Source organism: Streptomyces griseobrunneus (assembly GCF_046713465.1).
GTDB lineage: Bacteria > Actinomycetota > Actinomycetes > Streptomycetales > Streptomycetaceae > Streptomyces > Streptomyces microflavus.
The window spans coordinates 5,583,808-5,605,857 of the sequence record NZ_CP177080.1 but is presented as its reverse complement, the minus strand read 5'-3'; the positions used below and the strand labels follow the sequence as shown (position 1 = coordinate 5,605,857).

The window sequence follows — 22,050 nt, the reverse complement described above, 5'->3', positions numbered from 1 at the left end:
GAGCGGGCCCGTCCACGTAACCCCGCCGGACACGCCCTAAGGGCGGTCCAGCTTCAGCCGCTCCGCCTTCGGGAGTCCGGCGACCACCAGGTCGTAGGAGTCCTCGATCAGCTCGCGCAGCAGCCGGTCCGGGACGCCGGAGACGGTCACCGTGTTCCAGTGGCGCTTGTTCATGTGCCAGCCGGGCACGATCGCCGCCGGGTGCTCCTCGCGGAGCCGGACGGCCTCGTCCGGGTCGCACTTGAGGTTGACCGTCAGCGGCCGCGCGTCCAGCGCGGTGAGGGCGAACAGCTTGCCGAGCACCTTGAAGACCGAGGTCTCGGGTCCGAACGGGAACTCCTCCACGCTCGCGTTGAACTCCAGGCAGAAGGCGCGCAGCCGCTCGGGCGTCATACCGTCTCCGCTTCCTTCTCCTCGGGCTCCACCAGCACCGTGACGATCTTGTTCCGGCGGCCGGCCGGGGACTCGGCGGTGAGCCGGAGCTTTCGGCTGTCGGGCAGCTCGACGACGGCCGACGCACCGGCGATCGGAACCCGGCCGAGCGCCTTGGCGAGCAGCCCGCCGACGGTCTCCACGTCCTCGTCGTCGTACTCGTCGAGCCCGAAGAGGTCGCCGAGGTCCCCGATGTCGAGCCGGGCGGTAACCCGGTAGCAGCCGTTCTCCAGCTCCTGGACGGGCGGCAGCTCGCGGTCGTACTCGTCGGTGATCTCGCCGACGATCTCCTCCAGGATGTCCTCGATGGTGACGATGCCCGCCGTGCCGCCGTACTCGTCGATGACGACGGCGACATGGCTGCGGTCCCGCTGCATCTCGCGCAGCAGGTCCCCGGCGTTCTTGGTGTCGGGGACGAAGGCGGCCGGGCGCATCGCGGTGGAGACCGGGTCGGCCTCGGACTCGCGGTTGATGTGGGTCTTGCGGACCAGGTCCTTGAGGTAGACGATCCCCACGATGTCGTCCTCGTTCTCCCCGGTGACCGGGATCCGGGAGAAACCGGAGCGCAGGGCGAGGGTGAGGGCCTGACGGATCGTCTTGTAGCGCTCGATGGAGACCAGGTCGGTGCGCGGCACCATCACCTCGCGCACCAGGGTGTCGCCCAGCTCGAAGACGGAGTGCACCATGCGGCGCTCGTCGTCCTCGATCAGCGACTCGGCCTCGGCGAGGTCGACCATGGCGCGCAGCTCGGCCTCGCTGGCGAACGGGCCCTTGCGGAACCCCTTGCCCGGGGTGAGCGCGTTGCCGATGAGGATCAGCAGCTGCGGGATCGGGCCCATGATCCGGGCCAGTGGCAGCAGCACGTACGCCGAGGCGGTCGCCGTGTTCAGCGGGTGCTGGCGGCCGATGGTGCGCGGGGAGACCCCGATGGCGACATAGCTGACGAGGACCATCACGCCCATCGCGAAGGCGAGCGCCTCCCAGGTCTCCGGGAACTTCTGCAGGCAGACGTAGGTGACCAGCACCCCGGCCGACATCTCGCAGGCGACCCGCACCAGCAGGGCGACGTTGAGATAGCGCACCGGGTCGGCGGCGACCTGCGCCAGCTTCGCGCTGCCGCGCCGCCCGGCCCGGACGGCCTCGTCCGCCCGGAAGCTCGACGTACGGGCGATGCCCGCCTCGGCGCAGGCGGCCAGCCAGCCGACGACGACCAGCAGGACGGCTCCGGTGATCAGGGGGGCGATCACGAGACGGTGGGGGCGGGGGACGCGCCGGTGAGCCCGTGCTCACCGCGCCAGCCGTCCACGATGGCGGCCTGGAGGCCGAACATCTCGGCCTTCTCGTCCGGCTCCTCGTGGTCGTACCCCAGCAGGTGCAGCACCCCGTGGACGGTCAGGAGCTGGAGCTCCTCGTCCATGGAGTGCTGCGTCGGCGCCTCTTCGCCCTGCTTCTTCGCGACCTCCGGGCAGAGCACGATGTCACCGAGGAGCCCCTGCGGGGGCTCCTCCTCGTCCTTGGCCGGCGGACGGAGCTCGTCCATCGGGAAGGACATGACGTCGGTCGGACCGGGGAGGTCCATCCACTGGATGTGCAGCTGCTCCATGGCGTCGGTGTCCACCACGATCACCGAGAGCTCGGACAGCGGGTGGATCCGCATCCGGGCCAGTGCGTAGCGGGCGATGTCGAGGATCGCCTGCTCGTCGACCTCGGTTCCGGACTCGTTGTTGACATCGATCGACATGGTGCGCTGCGACTACTTCCCTTTTCGGCGGTCGCGTCGGCCGTCTTCCCGGCCGTCCGCCTGACCGTCCTGTTGACCGTTTCGGCTGTCGTACTTCTCGTACGCGTCGACGATACGGCCGACGAGCTTGTGCCGGACGACATCCTGCGAGGTGAGACGGGAGAAGTGCACGTCGTCCAGGCCCTCCAGGATGTCCTGGACCTGCCGCAGCCCGCTCTTGGTGCCGCTCGGCAGGTCGACCTGGGTGACGTCACCGGTGACGACGATCTTGGAGTCGAAGCCGAGGCGGGTGAGGAACATCTTCATCTGCTCGGCGCTGGTGTTCTGCGCCTCGTCGAGGATGATGAAGGCGTCATTGAGCGTGTTGTGCGTCAGCAGGTAGTCCTGAGTGACGTACAGCGAGTCCTCCGCCGCCACCTGGATGCAGACGGCCTCTTCACGCCCGGCCGGTTCGATGCTGTCGATGAATCGCATCGGGCGGCCACCGCTGCCGGCCGCCCGGTACTTCTCAGCCTTGCGGGCGAGCCGGAAGGGCTCGATGCCCTCGGGGAGACGGATGTCGACGATGTGGGCGTCGTAGCGGTGGTGGACCGGCCGGCCCTTGGCAAGTCCGGGCGCCCGGCCCGCCGCCGGCCGGCGGCGCGTGTAGGCGACTCCACCGAGCGACTGGACCAGTGCGATCACATCGTCGCGAAGGGCGATCGAGGCGGTCGAGTACTGGATACGGCAGGTGCGGTCCGACTGCGTGACCGGACCGCCATCGGCGTCGAGGAGGCCTTGGAGCACGCCGTGGCGGACCTCGGCGGAATTGTGCAGATAGGCGTCCGGAACGAACTTCGAGTGGGACCGGCTCCCGAGAAGGTCCAGCTGACGCAGGATCGCGGTGACAGGGTTCTCCAGTGTCACCACATCGCCCGGCGCCTTGGTCCGGTTCAGCACATGGTCCGGCCCGCCCATGTGGCGCAGAGTGACGCCGGTGAGTGCTCCTTGCAGCGCTTCGGCAAGCTCCTGGTCCGCAGTGGCGAACGACGGTGTGGTGGAACCGGTGAGGCAGCCGTCACCCAGCAGCAGACCCAGTGCGTACGGGTCCATCGGGACCTCGCGCTCGGGGAAGCTGACGGGCGCGGTCAGCATCGGCAGCTCGTAACGGCGCGCGTGCGCCGCTCGGAGGTTGCCGATCATCTCCTTGGTCTCCAAGACCCGCCATGGCTTGTCCCGGCGACGGTCGGACGCCGTCCGGACCGTCCACAGGTGCTCGCCGCAGCACAGCGTCCAGGAACCGTCCTGGGCGCTGACGCGGTAGATGTCCTTCTCGCCCTGCGGGTAGACGCCGAGGACCGGGGTCGGCTCGCCGTTGGAGCCGATGACGAGGTCACCCACCTCAAGGCTGCCGATGGGCCGCCAACCGTCGGGCGTCAGCACGTTGGTGAAGACCGGTTGCGCGCGGCCGCGCATGTACGCCAGTGGCGCCACCTCGATCGTGCCCGCCGCCATCAGCCGCGGGATCGAGTCCGGGTCGAGCATGTCGTGCAGGGCGTCGTAGAGCGGGCGCAGATACGGGTCGATCTTGTCGAAGAGTGTGCCCGGGAGGAAGCCGAGCCGCTCCCCCGCCTCGACCGCGGGGCGGGTCAGGATGATGCGGCTGACCTGCTTGGACTGCAGGGCCTGGACCGCCTTGGCCATGGCGAGGTACGTCTTGCCGGTGCCGGCGGGGCCGATGCCGAAGACGATCGTGTGCTCGTCGATCGCGTCGACATACCGCTTCTGGTTGAGCGTCTTCGGGCGGATGGTGCGGCCGCGGCTGGAGAGGATGTTCTGCGTCAGCACCTCGGCGGGCGTCTCGCCCTGGGGCTCTCCCTGTCCGGTACCGGCCGCCCTGAGCATGGCGATCGACCGTTCCACTGCGTCCTCCGTCATCGGCGCTCCGGTGCGGAGCACGAGCATCATCTCGTCGAACAGGCGTTGGATGAGGGCGACGTCGGCCGCCTCGCCCGTGGCGCTGATCTCGTTGCCCCGGACATGGATGTCGGCCGCCGGGAAGGCCTCTTCGATCACGCGCAACAGCGAGTCACCCGATCCGAGGAGCATCACCATGGGGTGTGCGGCCGGAATCCGGATCTGGGCACGCGCCTGCGGCTGTGTGGGTGTCTGAGTCATGGGCCGGCCCTAGGGCCTGCGCATACCTCCCGTTGCAGGGTTCTCGCTGCTCGACAACCTCTGGATTACCAAGCCTACGACCTGGCAGTGACAACTCCGAGAGGTTTTACCGGCCGTGCTGCGGGGCGTTCCCGGGCCCGCTCACTGGCGGAAGCCGATCGTGGGGACCGCGCGCCGCAGCGGCCAGGCGCGGGCCGTGGTGGGGAGCAGCTCCTCCAGGAACGCGTACCGCTCCAGGGCGGTGGGGTCCTGGCTCTCGCAGGTGCGGATCCGCTGCCACCAGGCGGCGATCTCGGCCCAGCCGGGTGCGGAGAGCGAGCCGCCGAACTCCTGGACCGAGAGGGCGGCGGTCAGCCCGGCGAAGGCGAGCCGGTCGGCGAGCGGCCAGTCGGCGAGGGTGCCGGTGACGAATCCGGCCACGAAGACGTCCCCGGCGCCGGTCGGGTCGAGCGCCTCCACCTCGATGGCGGGCACCTGGGCGCTGACGCCGGTGCGTCCGTCGACGGCGTACGCGCCCTCGGCACCCAGGGTGACCACGGCGAGCGGGACGCGTTCGGCCAGTGCGTGGGCGGCGGCGCGCGGGCAGTCGGTGCGGGTGTAGCGCATGGCCTCCTCGGCGTTGGGCAGGAACGCCTCGCAGTGCGCCAGGTCGGGCAGCGCGTCCAGGTCCCAGCGGCCGGTCTCGTCCCAGCCGACGTCGGCGAAGATCAGCGCGCCGTGCCGGGCGGCGGTGGCCACCCAGGGTTCGCTGCGGCCGGGGGCGAGCGAGGCGATGGCCGCGCGGGCGCGCGGCGGGCACTGGGGGAACGCCGGATTCGGGGCGGCGGTGGCCTGCCCCGGAACGGCCGGAGGGGCCGGGGCCTCGTGGCCGTGGGAGACCATCGTGCGCTCCCCCTCGTACGCCATGGAGACGGTGACCGGGGAGTGCCAGCCGGGGACGGTGTGCGACATCGACAGGTCGATGCCCTCGCCCTGTTCGAGGGCGTCCCAGCAGTACTCGCCGTAGTGGTCGTCGCCGAAGGCGGCGGCGAGGGAGGTGCGCAGGCCGAGCCGGGCGAGCGCGGTGGCCATGTTGGCGACGCCGCCGGGGCTGGAGCCCATCCCGCGGGCCCAGGACTCGGTGCCGCGCACGGGGGCGCTGTCGAGGCCGGTGAAGATGATGTCGAGGAAGACCGTGCCCGTCAGGAAGACGTCGCAGGCGGGGTCCTGCGGGGCGCGCAGCGCCAGCAGCGGGTCGATCCCTGGAGTGTCAGTGCTCACCGTGCGCTCCCCGGCCGTGCGGCAGATCTGGACAGTGTGAGATCCGGCCAGTCTGCCCGATTCGGGGCCAGGGGCGGGGCCTCCCCCGCCGATGGGGAGAGGGCCGACAGCCGATCCTGACCTGCATAAACATGCGCCGCTACCCGGGCCCGGAGTGCATAAACGCATAAGTGACCCAGATCACATCGGGGCGGCTTTCGGTCGGCCGGGAGCGCTTGATACAAATTGCCCCGCGAGCACCTTCGGGGACGTTGTCCGACGAGAGCCGCACTTCCCCGTATCTCCGCTTATCTAGCCATACCCCTCCCCGTATTCTCGCATTCCCCGCTTGCTTCGCGCTGCCCTTCTCGGGCGTGCCCTGTGTTGCCTCCCCCTCCCCCCTGCCTGCTCAGGCATGTCTTCAGGAACGCCCATGTCCTCGCGCCCCCGCGCCGCGTGGCCTCTGGTCGCCGTCTTCACCGCCGGTTACCTCGCCTCTTATCTGCTTCCCACCATCGTCGGCCGCCTCAGCGTCCATCTCGGGCTGAGTCCCGCGCAGGCGGGTCTGGTCGGCAGCGCTCTGCTGCTGAGTTCGGCGAGCGCCGGCTTCACCCTGGCGGGACGGGTCGAGCGGTACGGGTCCCGCACCCCTGCCCGCGTCGGTCTGGTGCTGGCCGTCGCGGGGTACGGCTGTGCCGCGCTGGCCGGGTCCGTGCCGCTGGTGGTGCTCTCCGTGGTGGTCGGCGGCTTCGGCTCGGGGGCGGCGACGGCGGTCGCCGCGGCCGGGATCGCCGCGCAGCGCGACCCGCACCGGACGTCCTCGCTCGGGCTGCTCACCGTCTCCGCCACGGCGGGCGCCCTCTATCTGACGATCCCGCACCTCGGCGGCGGCCACCGGCTCCCCTTCGCCGCGATCGCCCTGGTCGCCCTCCTCGTCTGGCCCGCGACCGGACGGCTGAACGGCCCCACGGCCACCGAGGAGTCGACCTCGCAGATCACCGGCCGGCTGCCGCACCGCCGCTCCGGTCTCGTCCTGGCGGGCGGGATGCTCGTCTGGTCCATGGCGCAGAACGCGCTGTGGGGTGTCAGCAGCCGCATCGGCGTTGTGCAGGCGGGGCTGACCGAGGTCACCGTCGGCGCGGTCTTCGCCGCCGCCCTCGGCGCGGGTCTGCTGGGTGTCATGGGCGCCGGGGTGCTCGGCGCGCGGCTGGGCAGGGCGGTGCCGATCGGGCTGGGGACCGTGGTCATCGCGGGGAGCATCGTGGTCAGCTCCTCGGCCCGGGACCTCGGTTCGTTCGCGACCGGCGAGATCCTGTGGAACACCGTCTACCCGGTGGTCCTCTCCTACCTGATCGGCCTGGCCGCCTCCCTGGACGTACGCGGCCGCTGGGCGGTCCTGGCGGGCTCGGCGTCCTCGGTGGGCGTGGCCTGCGGCCCGCTCCTGGGCAGCGTGCTCTCCGAGGAGGCCGGCTACCCGGCGATGGGGCTGATCCTGGGCGTGGCAACCCTGCTGGTCGCCGCGCCCGTCACCGCCGTGGCGCTGCACACCGGTGGGCGTCCGCTGGTGCCCGGCTCGGTCCGCCGCCGCGGTGGCGCCCCGGCCGCCCTGCTCGCCGCCACCACCGGCAGCCTGTCCGGTGCCGTGCCGAAGCTCGGTTCACCGGAGCAGGCCGTCACGGAGCTCCGCGTACCGGCCCTGCGGCGCAGGCGGCTGGTGCGCAGCGCGATCCGGACGGCCGGTCCGGACGGCGGGCCCGGTCAGTCGAACGCGTACGCCTCGACCTCGGACAGGTAGCGCGCCCGGCGCTCCTCGTCGTGGTCGAGGAAGGCCGCCTCGAAGGAGTTGCGGGCCAGGGTCCGCAGCTGCTCGGGGTCCAGGGCGAGGGCGTCGCGGACGGCGTCGAAGTTGTCCCCGGCGTACCCGCCGAAGTAGGCGGGGTCGTCGGAGTTGACCGTGCACAGGAGCCCCGCGGCCATCATCTCCGGCAGCGGGTGGTCCTTGAGCGTGTCGACCGTGCGCAGCCGTACGTTGGAGAGCGGGCACAGCGTCAGCGGCACCCGGTCCGCGACCAGCCGCGCCACCAGCTCCGGGTCCTCCATACAGCGCAGCCCGTGGTCGACGCGCTCGACGCCGAGGACGTCCAGGGCCTCCCTGATGTACTCCGGCGGCCCCTCCTCCCCCGCGTGGGCCACCTTGCGCAGTCCGAGCGCGGTGGCCTCCTCGTACACCTCGCGGAACTTGGCTGGCGGGTGGCCGACCTCGGCGGAGTCCAGGCCGACGGCGCTGATCCGGTGCAGGTAGGGGCGGGCCGCGTCGAGGGTGCCCAGGGCGGCTTCGGCGGAGAGGTCGCGCAGGAAGCAGAGGATGAGCTGGGTGGAGATGCCGTGGGTCTCCTCGCTGCGCTCCAGCGCCCGGCTCAGCCCTTCGATGACCGTGCCGATCGGGACACCGCGGGCGGTGTGGGCCTGCGGGTCGAAGAAGATCTCGGCGTGCCGGACGCCCTGGGCGGCGGCGCGGGCCAGGTAGGCGTCGGCGAGTTCGGTGAAGTCCTCCTCCGTACGCAGCACGGCCATGAGCGCGTAGTAGAGGTCCAGGAAGGACTGGAGGTCGTCGAACTGGTAGGCCCTGCGCAGCTCGTCGGTGGTGGCGTACGGCAGGGTCACCCCGTTGCGTTCCGCGAGGGCGAAGGCGAGCTCGGGTTCGAGGGTGCCTTCGATGTGGAGGTGGAGTTCTGCCTTGGGGAGGTGCACGGTGTCTCGCAAACGGTGGTGCCGGGTGGGTTCACAACGGTGGTGCCGGTGGGTCAGTGGTGGTGCCGGGTGGGGAGCGGGACCCGGATCAGGTCCTGCGCGACGGTGAGTTCGCCGTCGAACCCGGCGGCGCGGGCCTGGGTCTCGAAGAGTTCCAGGTCGCTGTAGCGCTGCGAGAAGTGGGTCAGCACGAGGTGGCGTACGCCCGACTCCTTCGCCACCCGGGCGGCCTGTCCGGCGGTCAGATGGCCGTGGTCGGTGGCGAGCTTCTCGTCCTCGTCGAGGAAGGTCGACTCTATGACGAGCATGTCGCACTCCTCGGCGAGCGCGTACACCCCGTCGCAGAGCCGGGTGTCCATGACGAACGCGAACCGCTGCCCCCGCCGGTGCTCGGAGACCTGCTCCAGTGTTACGCCGCCGAGGACGCCCTCACGCTGGAGGCGGCCGACGTCCGGTCCGGCGATGCCGTGCTCCTTGAGGAGGGCGGGCAGCATGCGGCGGGTGTCGGGCTCGGTGAGGCGGTAGCCGTACGACTCGACGGGGTGCGAGAGCCTGTGGCTGTCCAGGGTGTACGAGGCCGTGGTGGCGAGGACCCCGCCGGCTCCGGCGACCGGGGCCTGGGTCAGCTCGACGGTCTCGCGGTAGGCGGTGGCGTACCGCAGCCGGTCGAAGAAGTGCTGCCCGCTCGCCGGGTAGTGGGCGGTGACGGGGTGCGGCACCTGGTCGAGGTTGATGCGCTGGATCACCCCGGCGAGTCCGAGGGAGTGGTCGCCGTGGAAGTGCGTGATGCAGATCCGGTCGATGTCGTGCGCGGCGACCCCGGCCCGCAGCATCTGGCGCTGGGTGCCCTCGCCGGGATCGAAGAGGATGCCCTGACCGTCCCAGCGCAGCAGATAGCCGTTGTGGTTGCGGTGCCGGGTGGGGACCTGACTGGCGGTGCCGAGCACCACCAGCTCGCGTACGGACATTGAGAGAGGCTCCTACGGGGCGGGCGTTATCCGGGGGGCCACTGGAGGCCGCGGCCGCCCAGGACGTGGGCGTGCGCGTGGAAGACGGTCTGGCCGGCGCCGGAGCCCGTGTTGAGGATGATCCGGTAGCCGCTGCCGTCCACCTTCTCGTCGGCGGCGACCGCTCCGGCCTCGCGCAGCACGTCGGCGGCGATCTGCGGTTCGGCGGCGGCCAGCGTCGCGGCGTCCGGGTAGTGGACCTTGGGGATGACCAGGACGTGGGTCGGGGCCTGCGGGTTGATGTCGCGGAAGGCGACGGTCGTGTCGCTCTCGCGGACGATGGTCGCCGGGATGTCTCCCGAGACGATCTTGCAGAACAGGCAGTCGGTCTGCGGCTCTCCCGCCATGGCGCCGGGCCTCCTCGTTCGCTGGTGATCAGTGAGGTGATCGGTACAGGGGCATGCTATCCCCGGCCCGTCGGGCCCCGTTCATCCCCAGCGGCCGGTGCGCCCGAGGAGCAGCGCGGCCGCGGCGGTCCCCGCGGTGGAGGTGCGCAGCACGCTGCGGCCCAGCCGGTAGGGGCGGGCGCCCGCGTCCGCGAAGGCGGCCAGCTCCTGCGGGGAGACGCCCCCCTCGGGGCCGACGACGAGCACGATCGTGCCGGTGGCGGGGAGTCCGGCGGTGGCGAGGGGGGTGCTGTCGTGGTCGCGGTCCTCGTGCAGGACCCCGGCGAAGTCGGCGTCGGACAGGAGGGCGGCGACCTGCTTGGTCGTCATGGCCTCGGTGACCTCGGGGAAGCGCACCCGGCGGGACTGCTTGCCCGCCTCCCGTGCCGTACTGCGCCACTTCGTCAGGGCCTTGGCGCCGCGCTCGCCCTTCCACTGGGTGATGCAGCGGGCGGCCTGCCACGGCACGATCGCGTCGACGCCGGTCTCGGTCATCGTCTCGACGGCCAGTTCGCCCCGGTCGCCCTTGGGGAGCGCCTGGACGACGGTGATCCGGGGCGCGGGCTCGGGCTCCTCCTGGACGGCTCCGCGGACGGTGACCGTGAGGCGGTCCTTGCCCTCGGCGGTGCGTACGGTGGCGTCCGCCCAGTGGCCGAGGCCGTCGGTGAGGACGAGTTCCTCGCCGGTCTGGAGCCGCTTCACGGAGACGGCGTGCCGCCCCTCGGGGCCGTCGAGGACGAACTCCGTTCCGGTGGGCATCCGTTCGACGACGAAGACCGGTGCGGTCACCGGGGGCTCCTCATGCTCAGGGCCGACCTGGCGGCCTCCAGTTCGGCGGCGAGCAGTTCGATCAGCTCGCCGACGGGCAGTTCGCGGGCCATCCGGTGGCCCTGCCCCGCCCACAGGGCCATGCCCTGGGCGTCCCCGGCCTTGGCGGCGGCCTGGCGCAGCCCGCTGGTGACGTAGTGGACCTGGGGATAGGCGGCGGGGGCGTACGGGCCGTGTTCGCGGATGAACCGGTTGACCAGGCCGCGGGCGGGCCGACCGGAGAAGGCGCGGGTCAGCTCGGTGCGGACGAAGAGCGGGTTGGTCAGGGCCTGCTTGTGGAGCAGGTGGGCCCCGGACTCGGGGCAGATCAGGAAGGCGGTGCCGAGCTGGGCGGCGTCCGCGCCGGCCGCGAGGGCTGCGGCGATCTGTGAGCCGCGCATCAGGCCGCCCGTCGCGATGATGGGGATCTGGACGGTCTCGCGGACCTGGGTGACGAGGGTGAGCAGCCCGGTGCCGGTGTGGTCGGCCTGCGGGTCGTCGCGGTGGGTGGACTGGTGGCCGCCCGCCTCGACGCCCTGGACGCAGACGGCGTCGGCGCCCGCCCACTGGGCGGCCTGGGCCTCCTCGGCGGAGGTGACCGTCACGATGGTGTGCGTCCCGGCCTTGGCGAAGGCGTCGAGAGTGTCGCGGGTGGGGCATCCGAAGGTGAAGGAGACCACCGGGACGGGGTCCTCCAGCAGGATGGCGACCTTCGCCTCGTACCCGTCGTCGCCGCTGCTGTCGGGGTCGCCGAGCGGGGTCTCGTACCAGGTGGCCTCGCCGGCCAGCTGGTGGCGGTAGACCTCGACGGCGCTGGGGTCGGCGAGCGCGGGCTGCGGCATGAAGAGGTTGACGCCGAACGGCCCGCCGGTGAGCCGGCGCAGCTGTTTGATCTCGTTGTACACGCCGTCCGCCGTTTTGTACCCGGCGGCCAGGAATCCGAGCCCGCCCGCCTCGGCGACGGCCGCGGCGAGCTTAGGTCCGGAAGCGCCGCCCGCCATCGGGGCCTGCACGATCGGATACCGGCAGAGATCGGTCAACGCGGAGGACATGACGGCATCGTGCCACGTCGGTCGCACAGGGGCCGAATCAGCCAGCGTTCGGCGTGACCGGTTCTCCCTCCGAACGCCGCACCGCCCACCGGTACGGAACCGATGGGCGGTGCGGTGAAAGGCGGAAAACGCTTCAGCGGCCGTTGAAGGCGTCCTTCAGCCGGGAGAAGAGCCCCTGCTGACCTGGCTGAAACTGGCCCAAGGGGCGCTCCTCGCCGCGCAGCTTGGAGAACTCCCGCAGCAGCCGCTCCTGTTCCGCGTCGAGCTTGGAGGGGGTCGTCACCTCGACGTGCACGATCAGGTCGCCCCGGCCGCCGCCGCGCAGGTGCGTGATGCCCCGCCCGTGCAGCGGGACGGACTGGCCGGACTGGGTGCCGGGCCGGATGTCGATCTCCTCCAGGCCGTCCAGGGTCTCCAGCGGACACTTGGTTCCGAGGGCCGCAGCGGTCATCGGGATGGTGACCGTGCAGTGCAGGTCGTCGCCGCGCCGCTGGAAGACGGCGTGCGGCAGCTCGTGGATCTCGACGTACAGGTCGCCGGGCGGGCCGCCGCCGGGGCCGACCTCGCCCTCACCGGCGAGCTGGATACGGGTGCCGTTGTCGACGCCCGCCGGGATCTTGACGGTGAGCGTGCGCCGCGAGCGGATGCGGCCGTCGCCGGCGCACTCCGGGCACGGGGTGGGCACGACCGTGCCGAAGCCCTGGCACTGCGGGCAGGGGCGCGAGGTCATGACCTGGCCCAGGAAGGACCGGGTGACCTGCGAGACCTCGCCGCGACCGCGGCACATGTCACAGGTCTGGGCGGAGGTGCCGGGGGCGGCGCCCTCGCCGCTGCAGGTGTTGCAGACGACGGCCGTGTCGACCTGGATGTCCTTGGTGGTGCCGAAGGCCGCCTCGGAGAGGTCGATCTCCAGCCGGATCATGGCGTCCTGGCCGCGGCGGGTGCGCGAGCGGGGCCCGCGCTGCGAGGCAGTTCCGAAGAACGCGTCCATGATGTCGGAGAAGTTGCCGAAGCCACCGGCTCCGAAACCGCCCGCGCCGCCGCCACCGCCGTTGGCGGAGAGCGGGTCGCCGCCGAGGTCGTAGACCTGCTTCTTCTGCGGGTCCGAGAGCACCTCGTAAGCGGCGTTGATCTCCTTGAACCGCTCCTGGGTCTTCGGATCCGGGTTGACATCCGGGTGCAGCTCGCGTGCGAGCCGACGGAATGCCTTCTTGATCTCGTCCTGAGATGCGTCGCGGCGCACGCCGAGTACGGCGTAGTAGTCCGTGGCCACTTACGACTCCGCCAGGATCTGTCCGACGTAACGTGCCACTGCGCGTACCGCTCCCATCGTTCCGGGGTAGTCCATGCGGGTCGGTCCGACCACGCCGAGTTTGGCGACTGCCTCGTCGCCCGAACCGTAGCCGACCGCAACGACGGACGTGGACGTGAGGCCCTCGTGGGCGTTCTCGTGCCCGATCCGTACGGTCATGGCTGAGTCCGTGGCCTCACCCAGCAGCTTCAGCAGGACGACCTGCTCCTCCAGTGCTTCCAGCACCGGCCGGATCATCACAGGGAAGTCGTGCCCGAAGCGGGTGAGGTTGGAGGTGCCGCCGATCATCAGCCGCTCCTCCGTCTCCTCGACCAGGGTTTCGAGGAGGGTGGTAAGGACCGTGGAAACCGTTCCGCGGTCCTCGCTGTCGAAGGATTCCGGCAGCTCCCGCACCAGCTGCGGGACATCCGCGAAGCGGCGTCCGACGACCCGGCTGTTGAGCCGGGCACGCAGATCCGCGAGCGATGCCTCGCCGAAGGGCGCGGGGCAGTCGATCATACGCTGTTCGACCCGGCCGGTGTCCGTGATCAGGACCAGCATCAGCCGGGCGGGGGCGAGCGAGAGCAGTTCCACGTGCCGGACCGTCGAGCGGGTCAGCGAGGGGTACTGCACCACCGCGACCTGCCGGGTCAGCTGCGCGAGCAGCCGTACGGTCCGGCCGACCACGTCGTCGAGGTCGACCGCGCCGTCGAGGAAGTTCTGGATGGCCCGGCGCTCGGGCGAGGAGAGCGGCTTGACGCCGGCGAGCTTGTCGACGAAGAGGCGGTACCCCTTGTCGGTGGGGATGCGGCCCGCGCTCGTGTGCGGCTGCGCGATGAAGCCCTCGTCCTCCAGCACCGCCATGTCGTTGCGGACGGTGGCTGGGGAGACCCCCAGCTGGTGCCGTTCCGTGAGCGCCTTGGAGCCGACGGGCTCCTCGGTGCCGACATAGTCCTGGACGATGGCGCGCAGCACTTCCAGTCTGCGTTCGCTGAGCATGGCGCACACCTCCAGCTGTTGTTTCCCGGTGCCTGTTGGCACTCGGTGCGTACGAGTGCCAGTTACCCCCCGGTCAGTGTACGGGGGTGGGGTGGGGCAGGGGCAAGGGCGACCGGCCACGCCGCCACCGGACCGCGCGGGTCGCCCCGATAGCGTCGTCCCATGGACGTCTCTTGGGAAGACTTCGGCTGGGAGCGGTTGGGCCACGGTATCGGGCGGCGGCGCCTGCCGGGCTGGGACGCCACGGTCGCGCTGGTGGCCGGGCCCGGCGGTGTGCTGCTGTACGACACCGGCTCGACCCTGCGCGAGGGCGTCGAGCTGCGGAGGCAGGCCGAGGCCCTGCTCGGCCGGAGGGTGACGCATATCGCACTGAGCCACCCCCACTTCGATCATGTGCTGGGTACGGCGGCGTTCGCCGGGGCCCAGGTGTACGGGGCGGTGGGCATCACCGCCCTGCTGCGGCGCTCGGCGGACGAGCTGACCGGGTCGGCCGTGCACCACGGGCTCTCGGAGGAGGAGGCGCACCGGGCGGTGGACACGCTGGTGGTGCCGCACCACGAGGTGACCGGCGAGTGGACGCTGGACCTGGGCGGCGGCCGTCAGGTGCTGCTGGCCAACGTGGGCCCGGGCCACAGCGGCCATGACCTCGCGGTGCTGGTGCCGGGGACGGACGGCGAGCCTCCGGTGGTGCTCTGCGGGGACCTGGTGGAGGAGTCGGGCGAACCGCAGGCGGGCCGGGACGCGATCACCTCCCGCTGGCCGGCCGCCCTGGACCGGCTGCTCGAACTGGGCGGCGAGGGCGCGGTGTACGTGCCGGGGCACGGGGCGGTGGTGGACGCGGCGTTCGTCCGGGCGCAGCGGGGGTCGCTGGCGGAGCGGTTCGGGGCGGGGTGAGGGTTCCGGGGGACGGCTCTCAGCGTGGTGTGACGGTTCTCGGGCGGAGTGACGATCTTCGGGGCGGGGTGAGGATTATCGTCGGCGCATGCGCAGCTACCAGCCGGACCTGACCCCGCCGTGGAAGAGGTCCGCCCCCGTGCCCGAGGTCCCCGCCGAACCCGATCTGGTCGTGGAGGAGGTCGCCACCGGCTTCTGCGGCGCCGTGATCCGCTGCGAGAAGACGGCCCAGGGGCCCACGGTGACCCTGGAGGACCGCTTCGGCAAGCACCGGGTCTTCCCGATGGAGCCGCGGGCCTTCCTGCTGGAGGGCAAGGTGGTCACGCTGGTGCGCCCGGGGCCCGGCGGTCCGGTGCGTCCCGCCCGTACGGCCTCCGGTTCGGTGGCGGTGCCCGGTGCGCGGGCCCGGGTGGCACGGGCGGGGCGGATCTATGTGGAGGGCCGGCACGACGCGGAGCTGGTGGAGCGGGTGTGGGGCGACGATCTGCGCATCGAGGGCGTGGTGGTCGAGTACCTGGAGGGCATCGACGACCTCCCGGCCATCGTGGGTGAGTTCTCCCCCGGGCCGGACGCCCGGCTCGGGGTGCTGGTGGACCACCTGGTGACCGGCTCCAAGGAGTCCCGGATCGCCGCGCAGGTCTCGGATCCGCATGTGCTGGTGGTGGGCCACCCGTACATCGACGTGTGGGAGGCGGTGAAGCCGTCCTCGGTGGGGATCGACGCGTGGCCGGTGGTGCCCCGGGGCCAGGACTGGAAGACGGGGGTGTGCCGGGCGCTGGGGTGGCCGGAGAACACCGGGGCGGCCTGGCAGCACATCCTGTCCAAGGTCCGCAGCTACAAGGATCTTGAGCCTCAACTCCTCGGCCGGGTGGAGGAATTGATTGACTTCGTCACCCTTCCTGAGTGATGTCCCGGGCTCGTCGCCGGCCCGCCCGAGAGGATCACGTGCCGATCCCTAGGAATGCCTGCGTCCCACACGCACCATCGGTTATGGAGGGTGGGGGGAACGGGCTCACCCGTTCACGGGGGAAGGGCACGGGCGATGCGACAAGGGAACTGGCGGGGCGGAGCGGGGAACGAGGCGGCTCTGGCCGTCTTCCGTCTGATGCAGCAGCTGATCGACCGGTACCGCAGGAACCGGCCGGTGATGCCGCTGGTGGTGATCAAGGCCGAGGACGCCGGGGCCGGGCGCGAGATCGACGAGCAGGTCGAGGCGATCGTCAGGCTGGTCCACAAGGCCAATGAGCGGCGCGGGGTTCCGGTGCAGCGGCTGGAGGGCGGCGGGGCCACCCCGTACGAGGCGGCGCTGGACATGGTGCGCACGCTGGCGGAGAAGCCGTGGGAATCGCCCGGGACCACGCAGTACAAGCCCCTCGCCTTTCCCCGCTCGCGGCTGCTCGGGGCGATCGAGCAGGCGACCGCGACCGTGGTCGAGCAGTCCGACGGGAACACCGGTGAGATCGGCGAGGAGCTGATCCTGGAGCAGCTGCGCCGGCTGCGCTGGCGGGCCGACCGGCCGCGCCGGGGCACCTGGGGGTCGTCGTTACGGAACTCCGTGCGGCCGGAGACCTTCGTCGGCGCGCTCTTCATCGCCCTGCTCAGTGTGCTGCTCGGGGAGATCGACTGGTTCCTGACGGTGGTGGTGGCGTCCCTCGCCCTGGTCGGGCTGGCCGTGGTGGGGCTGGTGGGCCGGTCCGCGCCGCCGCTGCTGTGGCTGCGCCGGGCCAGCCGGTGGTTCGCCACCACTTCCTCCCTGGCCGCCTCCAGCACCGGCTACCCCTCGGACGGCTGGTCCCGCCTCTCGCCCAGAGGGTCGTGGGACGTGATCCGGGTGCGGGCGGCGGCGGTCGCGAAGCGGGTGGCGCATGCGGGGGCGGGCGACGGGCACGCGCGCCAGTTCCACCTGGAGCTGCGGGTGCAGGCGCTGCTGGAGGACCTGCGGGACAACTACCGCCCCCACGCGGCGGACTGGCGGCGCGCCAAGCGGACCCGGCCACCGGTGGTGCTCCTGCACCGGGCCACCCAGGACAACGGCGGCATCCTGCTGATCAACGCGATCAACAACGTACGGTCGCGGCGCAGCGAGGTCGATCCGCTGCTGCTGCTCGCCGCGCTGCCGGCCGCCGAGGTCATGCGCCACACCCCGCCGCCCCCGGAGCGGCCGGGGGCGGTCCGGCCAGCCGCTCCGCCGGGGGCCCAGGAGCAGTACGACCGCTGGGCCGACGAGCTGAGCCTGGGGCAGTCGCCGGTGGCGGCGGCGATGCTGGCGTGGGTGCTCCAGCTGCCGCTGACCACCCAGGAGCTGACCACCGCGCCCGCCCGGACCGAGCTGGTCACCCATCCGGTGCCGCGGACCTGGGCGTGGTGGGTGATGTCGAGGACGAGCATCGCGCTGGTCGTCGTGGGGAGTCTGCTGGGGGCGTTCCTGTGGGCCGGGCACTGGCGCGACACGTACTGCCACGGGCCGCTGACCGACCGGAGCACGGACGCGATCTGGGCCGGGCGGGACGGGGACCGGGAGTGCGTCGGCGTGGCGACCGTGCCCGAGGTGCGCTTCGCGCGGGGCAACGGCCTGGAGCTGTACGGGGGCGGGAAGGGCATCACGTTCGACCGGATCGAGCAGGCGATCCGGGAGGAGAACGCGGACATCGCGCCCGGCGACGCGTACGTCACCGTCGTCTACGCCGGCCCGCTGACCTCGACCGGCAAGGGCCCCGAGGCGACCCGCAAGGGTCTGGAGGAGCTGACCGGCGTCTATCTCCACCAGCAGGCGGTGAACAAGACCGTGAACCGGTCGGTCAAGCTGCGGGTGCTCACCGCCAACGCCGGCCAGGACATGCTGCGCCAGCTCACCGCCGTCCGCAAGATCATCGAGGTGGCCCGGCGGGACCCGACGGTGGTGGGGGTGGTCGGCCTCGGCCGTAACACCGACGAGAGCGACGACGCCGCCGCGCTGCTCCGCACGGCCGGGCTGCCGCTGGTGAACACGACGAACTCCAGCAGCGATCTGCCCCGCCGGTTCCCCAACTACTTCGGCCTGGCGGCGACGGACGAGGAGCAGACGTACGCGCTCGGGCTGGTCGCCCGGCAGATCGCGCGGAAGCTGGACCGCCCGCACGCGATCGTGCTCTCGCGCAAGGACCGCAACGGGGACCTGGACCGGTACACCGCCGAGCAGCGGGACGCGGGCCGGGCGATGCTGCGGGCGTCGGGCTTCGCGCTCGGCCCCGACGTCGACTTCGACCTGGCGGGCGGCGCCAGTCTGAACGCCCCGCTCACCGGCATCTGCCAGGCGGAGCGGGTGCCGGACGCGCTGTACTTCGCCGGGCGCGTCGAGGACGTACGGGCCCTGATGCGGGGCCTGTCGGAGACCACCGGGTGCTGGAACCGGGCGCTGACGGTGTTCACCGGGGACGATCTGACCAAGGACACGTTCAGCGACAGCGCCTCCATCGCGACGAACGTCACGCTCTACCACAGCTCCCTCGCACCGCTGGACCGGGGAACGAACCCCGGCTTCTACGCGGACGCCCACCGCACCCTGCGGGCCCTGCTCGGCGACGAGAAGGTCACCACGCTGGCCCCGGGGCGCCCGGCGTACGAGGACGAGCTGTTCTCCAGCGGGCAGACGGTCATCGCCTACAGCGCGACGGCGGCCCTGTACGACGCCGCCGCACGCGGTGACGTCCGGCGGAGCGCCGCCGAGACCTGGGCGACGCTGCACACGGTGGAGCTGAACAACATGCCCACCGGGACGATCGCGTTCAGCCCGGCGAAGTCCTCGGTCTCCGGCCATCTGCACGGTCTGAACATCGTCAAGGTGGTCCGCCCCGGGCCGAGCGCCGAGCGGACCCTGGTCTGCGGCAAGCCCGCCGGGGTCGCGCCGCCGCTGACTGCGAAGGACTGCAGGCCGTGAGGCCCGCCCCCGGTGCGGTCCGGGATCAGTCGACCAGGTCGCGGACGACGGCGTCGGCCAGGAGCCGCCCGCGCAGGGTGAGGACCGCGCGGCCCTCCTCGTAGGGTCCGCTCTCCAGCAGTCCGTCGGTCAGGGCGCGGCGGGAGGCGGCGAGGCCGTCGGGTTTCAGCAGGTCGAGCGGGCAGCCCTCGCGGAGCCGGAGCTCCAGCAGGATGCGTTCGACCCGGCGGTCCTCCTCGCTGAGGATCTCGCGGCCGGCGCCGGGCGAGCGGCCCTCGGAGAGCGCCTGGGCGTACGCGCCCGGGTGCTTCACGTTCCACCAGCGGACGCCGCCGACGTGGCTGTGGGCTCCGGGGCCCGCGCCCCACCAGTCGGCGCCGCGCCAGTACAGCTCGTTGTGGAGGCAACGGCCGGCCTCGGTGCTGGCCCAGTTGGAGACCTCGTACCAGTCGAATCCGGCGGCGGCGAAGGCCTCGTCCGCGATGAGGTAGCGGTCGGCATGCGCGTCGTCGTCGGTCATGGGGATCTCGCCGCGCCGGATGCGGCGGGCGAGCTGGGTGCCCTCCTCGACGATCAGCGCGTACGCGGACACGTGGTCGGGGCCCGCGCCGATGGCCGCGTCCAGGGAGGCCCGCCAGTCGTCGTCGGACTCGCCGGGGGTGCCGTAGATCAGGTCGAGGTTGACGTGGTCGAAGCCCGCCGCGCGCGCCTCGGCGACACAGGCCTCGGGGCGGCCGGGGGTGTGCGTGCGGTCCAGGATCTTCAGGACGTGCTGCTTGGCGCTCTGCATGCCGAAGGAGACCCGGTTGAAGCCGCCCTCGCGCAGGGCGGTGAGGTAGGCCGGGTCGACCGACTCGGGGTTCGCCTCGGTGGTGATCTCCGCGTCCTCCGCGAGCCCGAACTCCTCCCGGATCGACGCCAGCATCCGTACGAGATCGGCTGCGGGCAGCAGGGTGGGGGTGCCGCCGCCGACGAAGACCGTACGGACCGGGCGTGGGTCGTCGCCGAGGACCTTGCGGGCCTGGCGGACCTCCTCGATCAGATGGGCGGCGTAGTTGTCGCGGGAGGCCAGAGCCCCGCCGGAGCCGCGCAGCTCGGTGGCGGTGTAGGTGTTGAAGTCGCAGTAGCCGCAGCGGGTGGCGCAGTACGGGACGTGCAGGTAGAAGCCGAGCGGGCGGTCGGCTGCGCCTTCCAGGGCGTGGCGGGGCAGCGCCCCGTCGTCGGGCACGGGCTCACCATCGGGCAGTACGGAAGGCATACCGTCCATTGTCGCTCGCCGCGGGAGCTTCCCGGACCGGGTGGCTTTTCGCTCGCCGGCCCGTTCAGTCCGCGTGCAGCACCAGCAGCGCCACGTCGTCGTCCGGCGGCTGCTCGGCGAACTCGTGGACCGCCCGCCGGATGCGTTCGGCCGTCGCCTCTGCGGGCAGCCCGGCGCACCCGGCGAGCACCCGGGCCAGCCCGTCCCCGTCGTCGAACATCAGCGGCCCCGAGCGCCGCTCGGTCACCCCGTCGGTGACACAGAGCAGGGTGTCCCCGGGCTCCAGGTCGAAGGTCTGGCTCTCGTACGCCACGTCCTCCACGACCCCGAGCAGCACCTGCGGCTCGGCCGCCGGGTGTACGGAGCCGTCGGGGCGCAGCAGCAGCGGCAGCGGGTGCCCGGCGCTGACCACCGTGCAGCGGACGCCGCCGCCGGGGAGCGGCACGACCTCCCCGTACAGCAGCGAGAGGAACCGGGACTGCGAGCCGTCGTGGAGCTGCCGGCCCCCGGCGGCGGCGACCATCAGGGCCGCGGCCTCGGCGGCCTCCATGGCGTCGTCGAGCAGCAGCCGGTTGAGCCGGTCCAGGACCTCGCCGACGCCGAAGCCCTCCCGGGAGAGCAGCCGCAGCCAGGGGCGGGCCAGGCCGGTGACGACGGCGGCCTCGGGGCCGGAGCCCTGGACGTCGCCGAGGACGAAGCACCAGCGGTCGCCGGGGCACGGGAAGATGTCGTAGAAGTCACCTCCGACCACGCCGTCGTCGCTCGGTTCGTATACGAGGGCGCTGGTGACGCCGGGGATCTCGGCGACCTTGCTGGGGAGCAGGCCGCGCTGCAGGATCCGGCTGATGGTGGCCTGCCGGGTGTAGGCGCGGGCGGCGCCGACGGCGAGGCCGAGACGGCGTACGAAGTCCTCGATGAGCGAGGCGACGGCCTCGGGCACCTGGGCGACGCCCTCCCGTCCGACGAGGACGGTCCCGAGCGCCCGGCCGCCCGCGGTGATCCGGAAGGCGAGCGCGGCGCCGTCGCGGGCGCCGGGGTCGGGGGGCGGGGCGGCCTCGCGGGGCTGCTGGGGGTGGGGGGCGTTCTCGGGGTGGGGCGCGTTCTCGGCGCGGTGCAGGGGCCAGGGCACGGGGACGGGTACGGGGCCGGAGCCGATGCCCGCGGGGAGGCGGAGGGGCTCCCGCTCCAGGGCGGTGCGCAGGGGCTCCGTACCGGTCTCGTCGCTGTGCCAGACCCGGGCAAGACGGGGTTCGGCCCCCGGTCCGCCGCTCTCGGCCTCCAGCCAGATCGCGCACCAGTCCGCGAGGCGGGGCACCAGCAGCTGGCCCGCTATGGCGGCCACGAGGTCCTCGTCGAGCTGCCCGGCGAGCAGGTCGGACGCCTCGGCGAGGAAGGCCGGGGCGCCCCGGCTGTCCCAGACCGCGTCGTCGCGTTCGGTGCGCCGGGCGGCGGGGGCGAGGATCTCGGCGGCGCGCAGGCCTCGCCGCAGGGCGTCCCGGTCGGGCGGGGCGGGTGGGTCGCTCCAGTCGTCGACGGGGAGCCGGGCCCAGACGGTCTTGAGGCCGGTGCGGTAGGTGATGCCCCAGGACTCGGCGAGGGTGGCGACGAGCTGGAGGCCCCGGCCGTACTCGGCGGGGTCGGGGAGGCCGGCTGGGCTCTCCGTCGGCGGCTCGGTGGGCGGCTCGGTGTCCGTACGGCCCGGTGCCCCGGCGGCACCCGGCTCGTCGCCGCTGACCGGGCGGGCGGGGTGGTGGTCGGTGACCTCCAGGACGAGGGCGGCCGACGGCTCGTCGCCGCCCTCCTCCTCCAGCCTGAGGACCAGGTCGACCGTGGTCCCGGCGTGCACGACGGCGTTGGTGACCAGCTCGTTGGTGACGGTCACGGCGTCGTCGGCGAGCCGGTCGCTGAAGCCCACGGCGGCGGGCACCCCCAGCCCGGTCCACTCCGCGAGCGCCGCCCGCACGAACCGGCGGGCGGCGGACGGGGCGAGCGGTATGCCGGGCAGGCTGGTGCGGCTGGCCAGGCGCGGGCCGTGCGCGTACCCGGCACGGGTGGTGCCGGGACGCTGCACGGTGTCCCGCTGCAAGGGGATGGGTGCCACGGTGCGGCTCCTACGGGTC

At 72.3% G+C, this 22,050-nt stretch carries 18 protein-coding genes; 4 read left to right on the top strand and 14 right to left on the bottom strand.

The genetic code is table 11. The features are described from left to right. Window positions 1–36: 36 nt before the first annotated feature. From ACK8N7_RS25365 to ACK8N7_RS25345, 5 genes are all read right to left on the bottom strand, one after another. Window positions 37–393 (bottom strand): MmcQ/YjbR family DNA-binding protein, encoded by a 357-nt coding sequence (locus ACK8N7_RS25365; RefSeq protein ID WP_403208194.1) that lies wholly within the window; start codon window positions 391–393, stop codon window positions 37–39. After that, the gene (locus tag ACK8N7_RS25360) at window positions 390–1,679 is read right to left on the bottom strand and encodes a hemolysin family protein (protein WP_403208192.1); all 1,290 of its coding nucleotides are present in this window, start codon (window positions 1,677–1,679) and stop codon (window positions 390–392) included. The genes ACK8N7_RS25365 and ACK8N7_RS25360 overlap by 4 nt, the downstream gene beginning before the upstream one ends. Further along, window positions 1,676–2,173: an rRNA maturation RNase YbeY gene (ybeY, locus tag ACK8N7_RS25355; RefSeq protein ID WP_109165754.1), complete on the bottom strand. Its 498-nt coding sequence runs from the start codon at window positions 2,171–2,173 to the stop codon at window positions 1,676–1,678. The genes ACK8N7_RS25360 and ybeY overlap by 4 nt, the downstream gene beginning before the upstream one ends. A gap of 12 nt (window positions 2,174–2,185) precedes the next feature. Next, window positions 2,186–4,330 carry a PhoH family protein gene (locus ACK8N7_RS25350; RefSeq protein ID WP_403208189.1) on the bottom strand — a complete coding sequence of 715 codons (2,145 nt, stop codon included), beginning with the start codon at window positions 4,328–4,330 and terminating at the stop codon, window positions 2,186–2,188. 141 nt (window positions 4,331–4,471) lie between these two features. Further along, window positions 4,472–5,590 (bottom strand): carbohydrate kinase family protein, encoded by a 1,119-nt coding sequence (locus ACK8N7_RS25345; protein WP_403208187.1) that lies wholly within the window; start codon window positions 5,588–5,590, stop codon window positions 4,472–4,474. Window positions 5,591–6,002: 412 nt separating this feature from the next. On the opposite strand from ACK8N7_RS25345, the gene ACK8N7_RS25340 reads away from it, so the two are divergent. Then, window positions 6,003–7,364, top strand: a complete 1,362-nt coding sequence (locus tag ACK8N7_RS25340) for an MFS transporter (RefSeq protein ID WP_500444221.1) — start codon at window positions 6,003–6,005, stop codon at window positions 7,362–7,364. On the opposite strand, the gene ACK8N7_RS25335 is transcribed toward ACK8N7_RS25340, so the two are convergent. The 7 genes from ACK8N7_RS25335 to hrcA form a co-directional block, all read right to left on the bottom strand. Next, entirely contained in the window at window positions 7,328–8,320 is a 993-nt protein-coding gene (locus ACK8N7_RS25335; RefSeq protein ID WP_500444220.1) for an adenosine deaminase, read from the bottom strand. The two genes, ACK8N7_RS25340 and ACK8N7_RS25335, sit on opposite strands and share 37 nt — an antisense overlap. A 53-nt stretch (window positions 8,321–8,373) precedes the next feature. After that, complete coding sequence (locus ACK8N7_RS25330; protein WP_403208181.1) at window positions 8,374–9,288, bottom strand: ribonuclease Z; 915 nt, start codon at window positions 9,286–9,288, stop codon at window positions 8,374–8,376. A gap of 26 nt (window positions 9,289–9,314) precedes the next feature. Then, window positions 9,315–9,674 (bottom strand): histidine triad nucleotide-binding protein, encoded by a 360-nt coding sequence (locus ACK8N7_RS25325; RefSeq protein WP_015608438.1) that lies wholly within the window; start codon window positions 9,672–9,674, stop codon window positions 9,315–9,317. Between the two features lie 81 nt (window positions 9,675–9,755). Beyond that, window positions 9,756–10,502, bottom strand: coding sequence for a 16S rRNA (uracil(1498)-N(3))-methyltransferase (locus tag ACK8N7_RS25320; RefSeq protein ID WP_403208179.1), 747 nt, complete (start codon window positions 10,500–10,502; stop codon window positions 9,756–9,758). Continuing rightward, window positions 10,499–11,572: a nitronate monooxygenase gene (locus ACK8N7_RS25315; RefSeq protein ID WP_403208177.1), complete on the bottom strand. Its 1,074-nt coding sequence runs from the start codon at window positions 11,570–11,572 to the stop codon at window positions 10,499–10,501. The genes ACK8N7_RS25320 and ACK8N7_RS25315 overlap by 4 nt, the downstream gene beginning before the upstream one ends. Window positions 11,573–11,705: 133 nt before the next feature. Continuing rightward, window positions 11,706–12,845, bottom strand: a complete 1,140-nt coding sequence (dnaJ, locus tag ACK8N7_RS25310; protein WP_015608441.1) for a molecular chaperone DnaJ — start codon at window positions 12,843–12,845, stop codon at window positions 11,706–11,708. Then, window positions 12,846–13,862: a heat-inducible transcriptional repressor HrcA gene (gene hrcA / locus ACK8N7_RS25305; RefSeq protein WP_500444219.1), complete on the bottom strand. Its 1,017-nt coding sequence runs from the start codon at window positions 13,860–13,862 to the stop codon at window positions 12,846–12,848. Window positions 13,863–14,024: 162 nt separating this feature from the next. Here hrcA and ACK8N7_RS25300 point away from each other — a divergent pair, with 162 nt between their 5' ends. The 3 genes from ACK8N7_RS25300 to ACK8N7_RS25290 all read left to right on the top strand — a co-directional run bounded on the left by ACK8N7_RS25300 (window position 14,025) and on the right by ACK8N7_RS25290 (window position 18,672). Continuing rightward, complete coding sequence (locus ACK8N7_RS25300) at window positions 14,025–14,756, top strand: MBL fold metallo-hydrolase (protein ID WP_403208175.1); 732 nt, start codon at window positions 14,025–14,027, stop codon at window positions 14,754–14,756. 88 nt (window positions 14,757–14,844) lie between these two features. Further along, the gene (locus tag ACK8N7_RS25295) at window positions 14,845–15,663 is read left to right on the top strand and encodes a DUF3097 domain-containing protein (RefSeq protein WP_015608444.1); all 819 of its coding nucleotides are present in this window, start codon (window positions 14,845–14,847) and stop codon (window positions 15,661–15,663) included. Between the two features lie 135 nt (window positions 15,664–15,798). Further along, window positions 15,799–18,672 (top strand): ABC transporter substrate-binding protein, encoded by a 2,874-nt coding sequence (locus ACK8N7_RS25290; RefSeq protein WP_403208173.1) that lies wholly within the window; start codon window positions 15,799–15,801, stop codon window positions 18,670–18,672. 25 nt (window positions 18,673–18,697) lie between these two features. On the opposite strand, the gene hemW is transcribed toward ACK8N7_RS25290, so the two are convergent. Together hemW and ACK8N7_RS25280 are read right to left on the bottom strand one after the other, a co-directional pair. Further along, window positions 18,698–19,939, bottom strand: coding sequence for a radical SAM family heme chaperone HemW (hemW, locus tag ACK8N7_RS25285; RefSeq protein ID WP_500444218.1), 1,242 nt, complete (start codon window positions 19,937–19,939; stop codon window positions 18,698–18,700). Window positions 19,940–19,994: 55 nt separating this feature from the next. Then, window positions 19,995–22,031, bottom strand: coding sequence for a SpoIIE family protein phosphatase (locus tag ACK8N7_RS25280; RefSeq protein ID WP_500444217.1), 2,037 nt, complete (start codon window positions 22,029–22,031; stop codon window positions 19,995–19,997). Window positions 22,032–22,050: the final 19 nt, after the last annotated feature.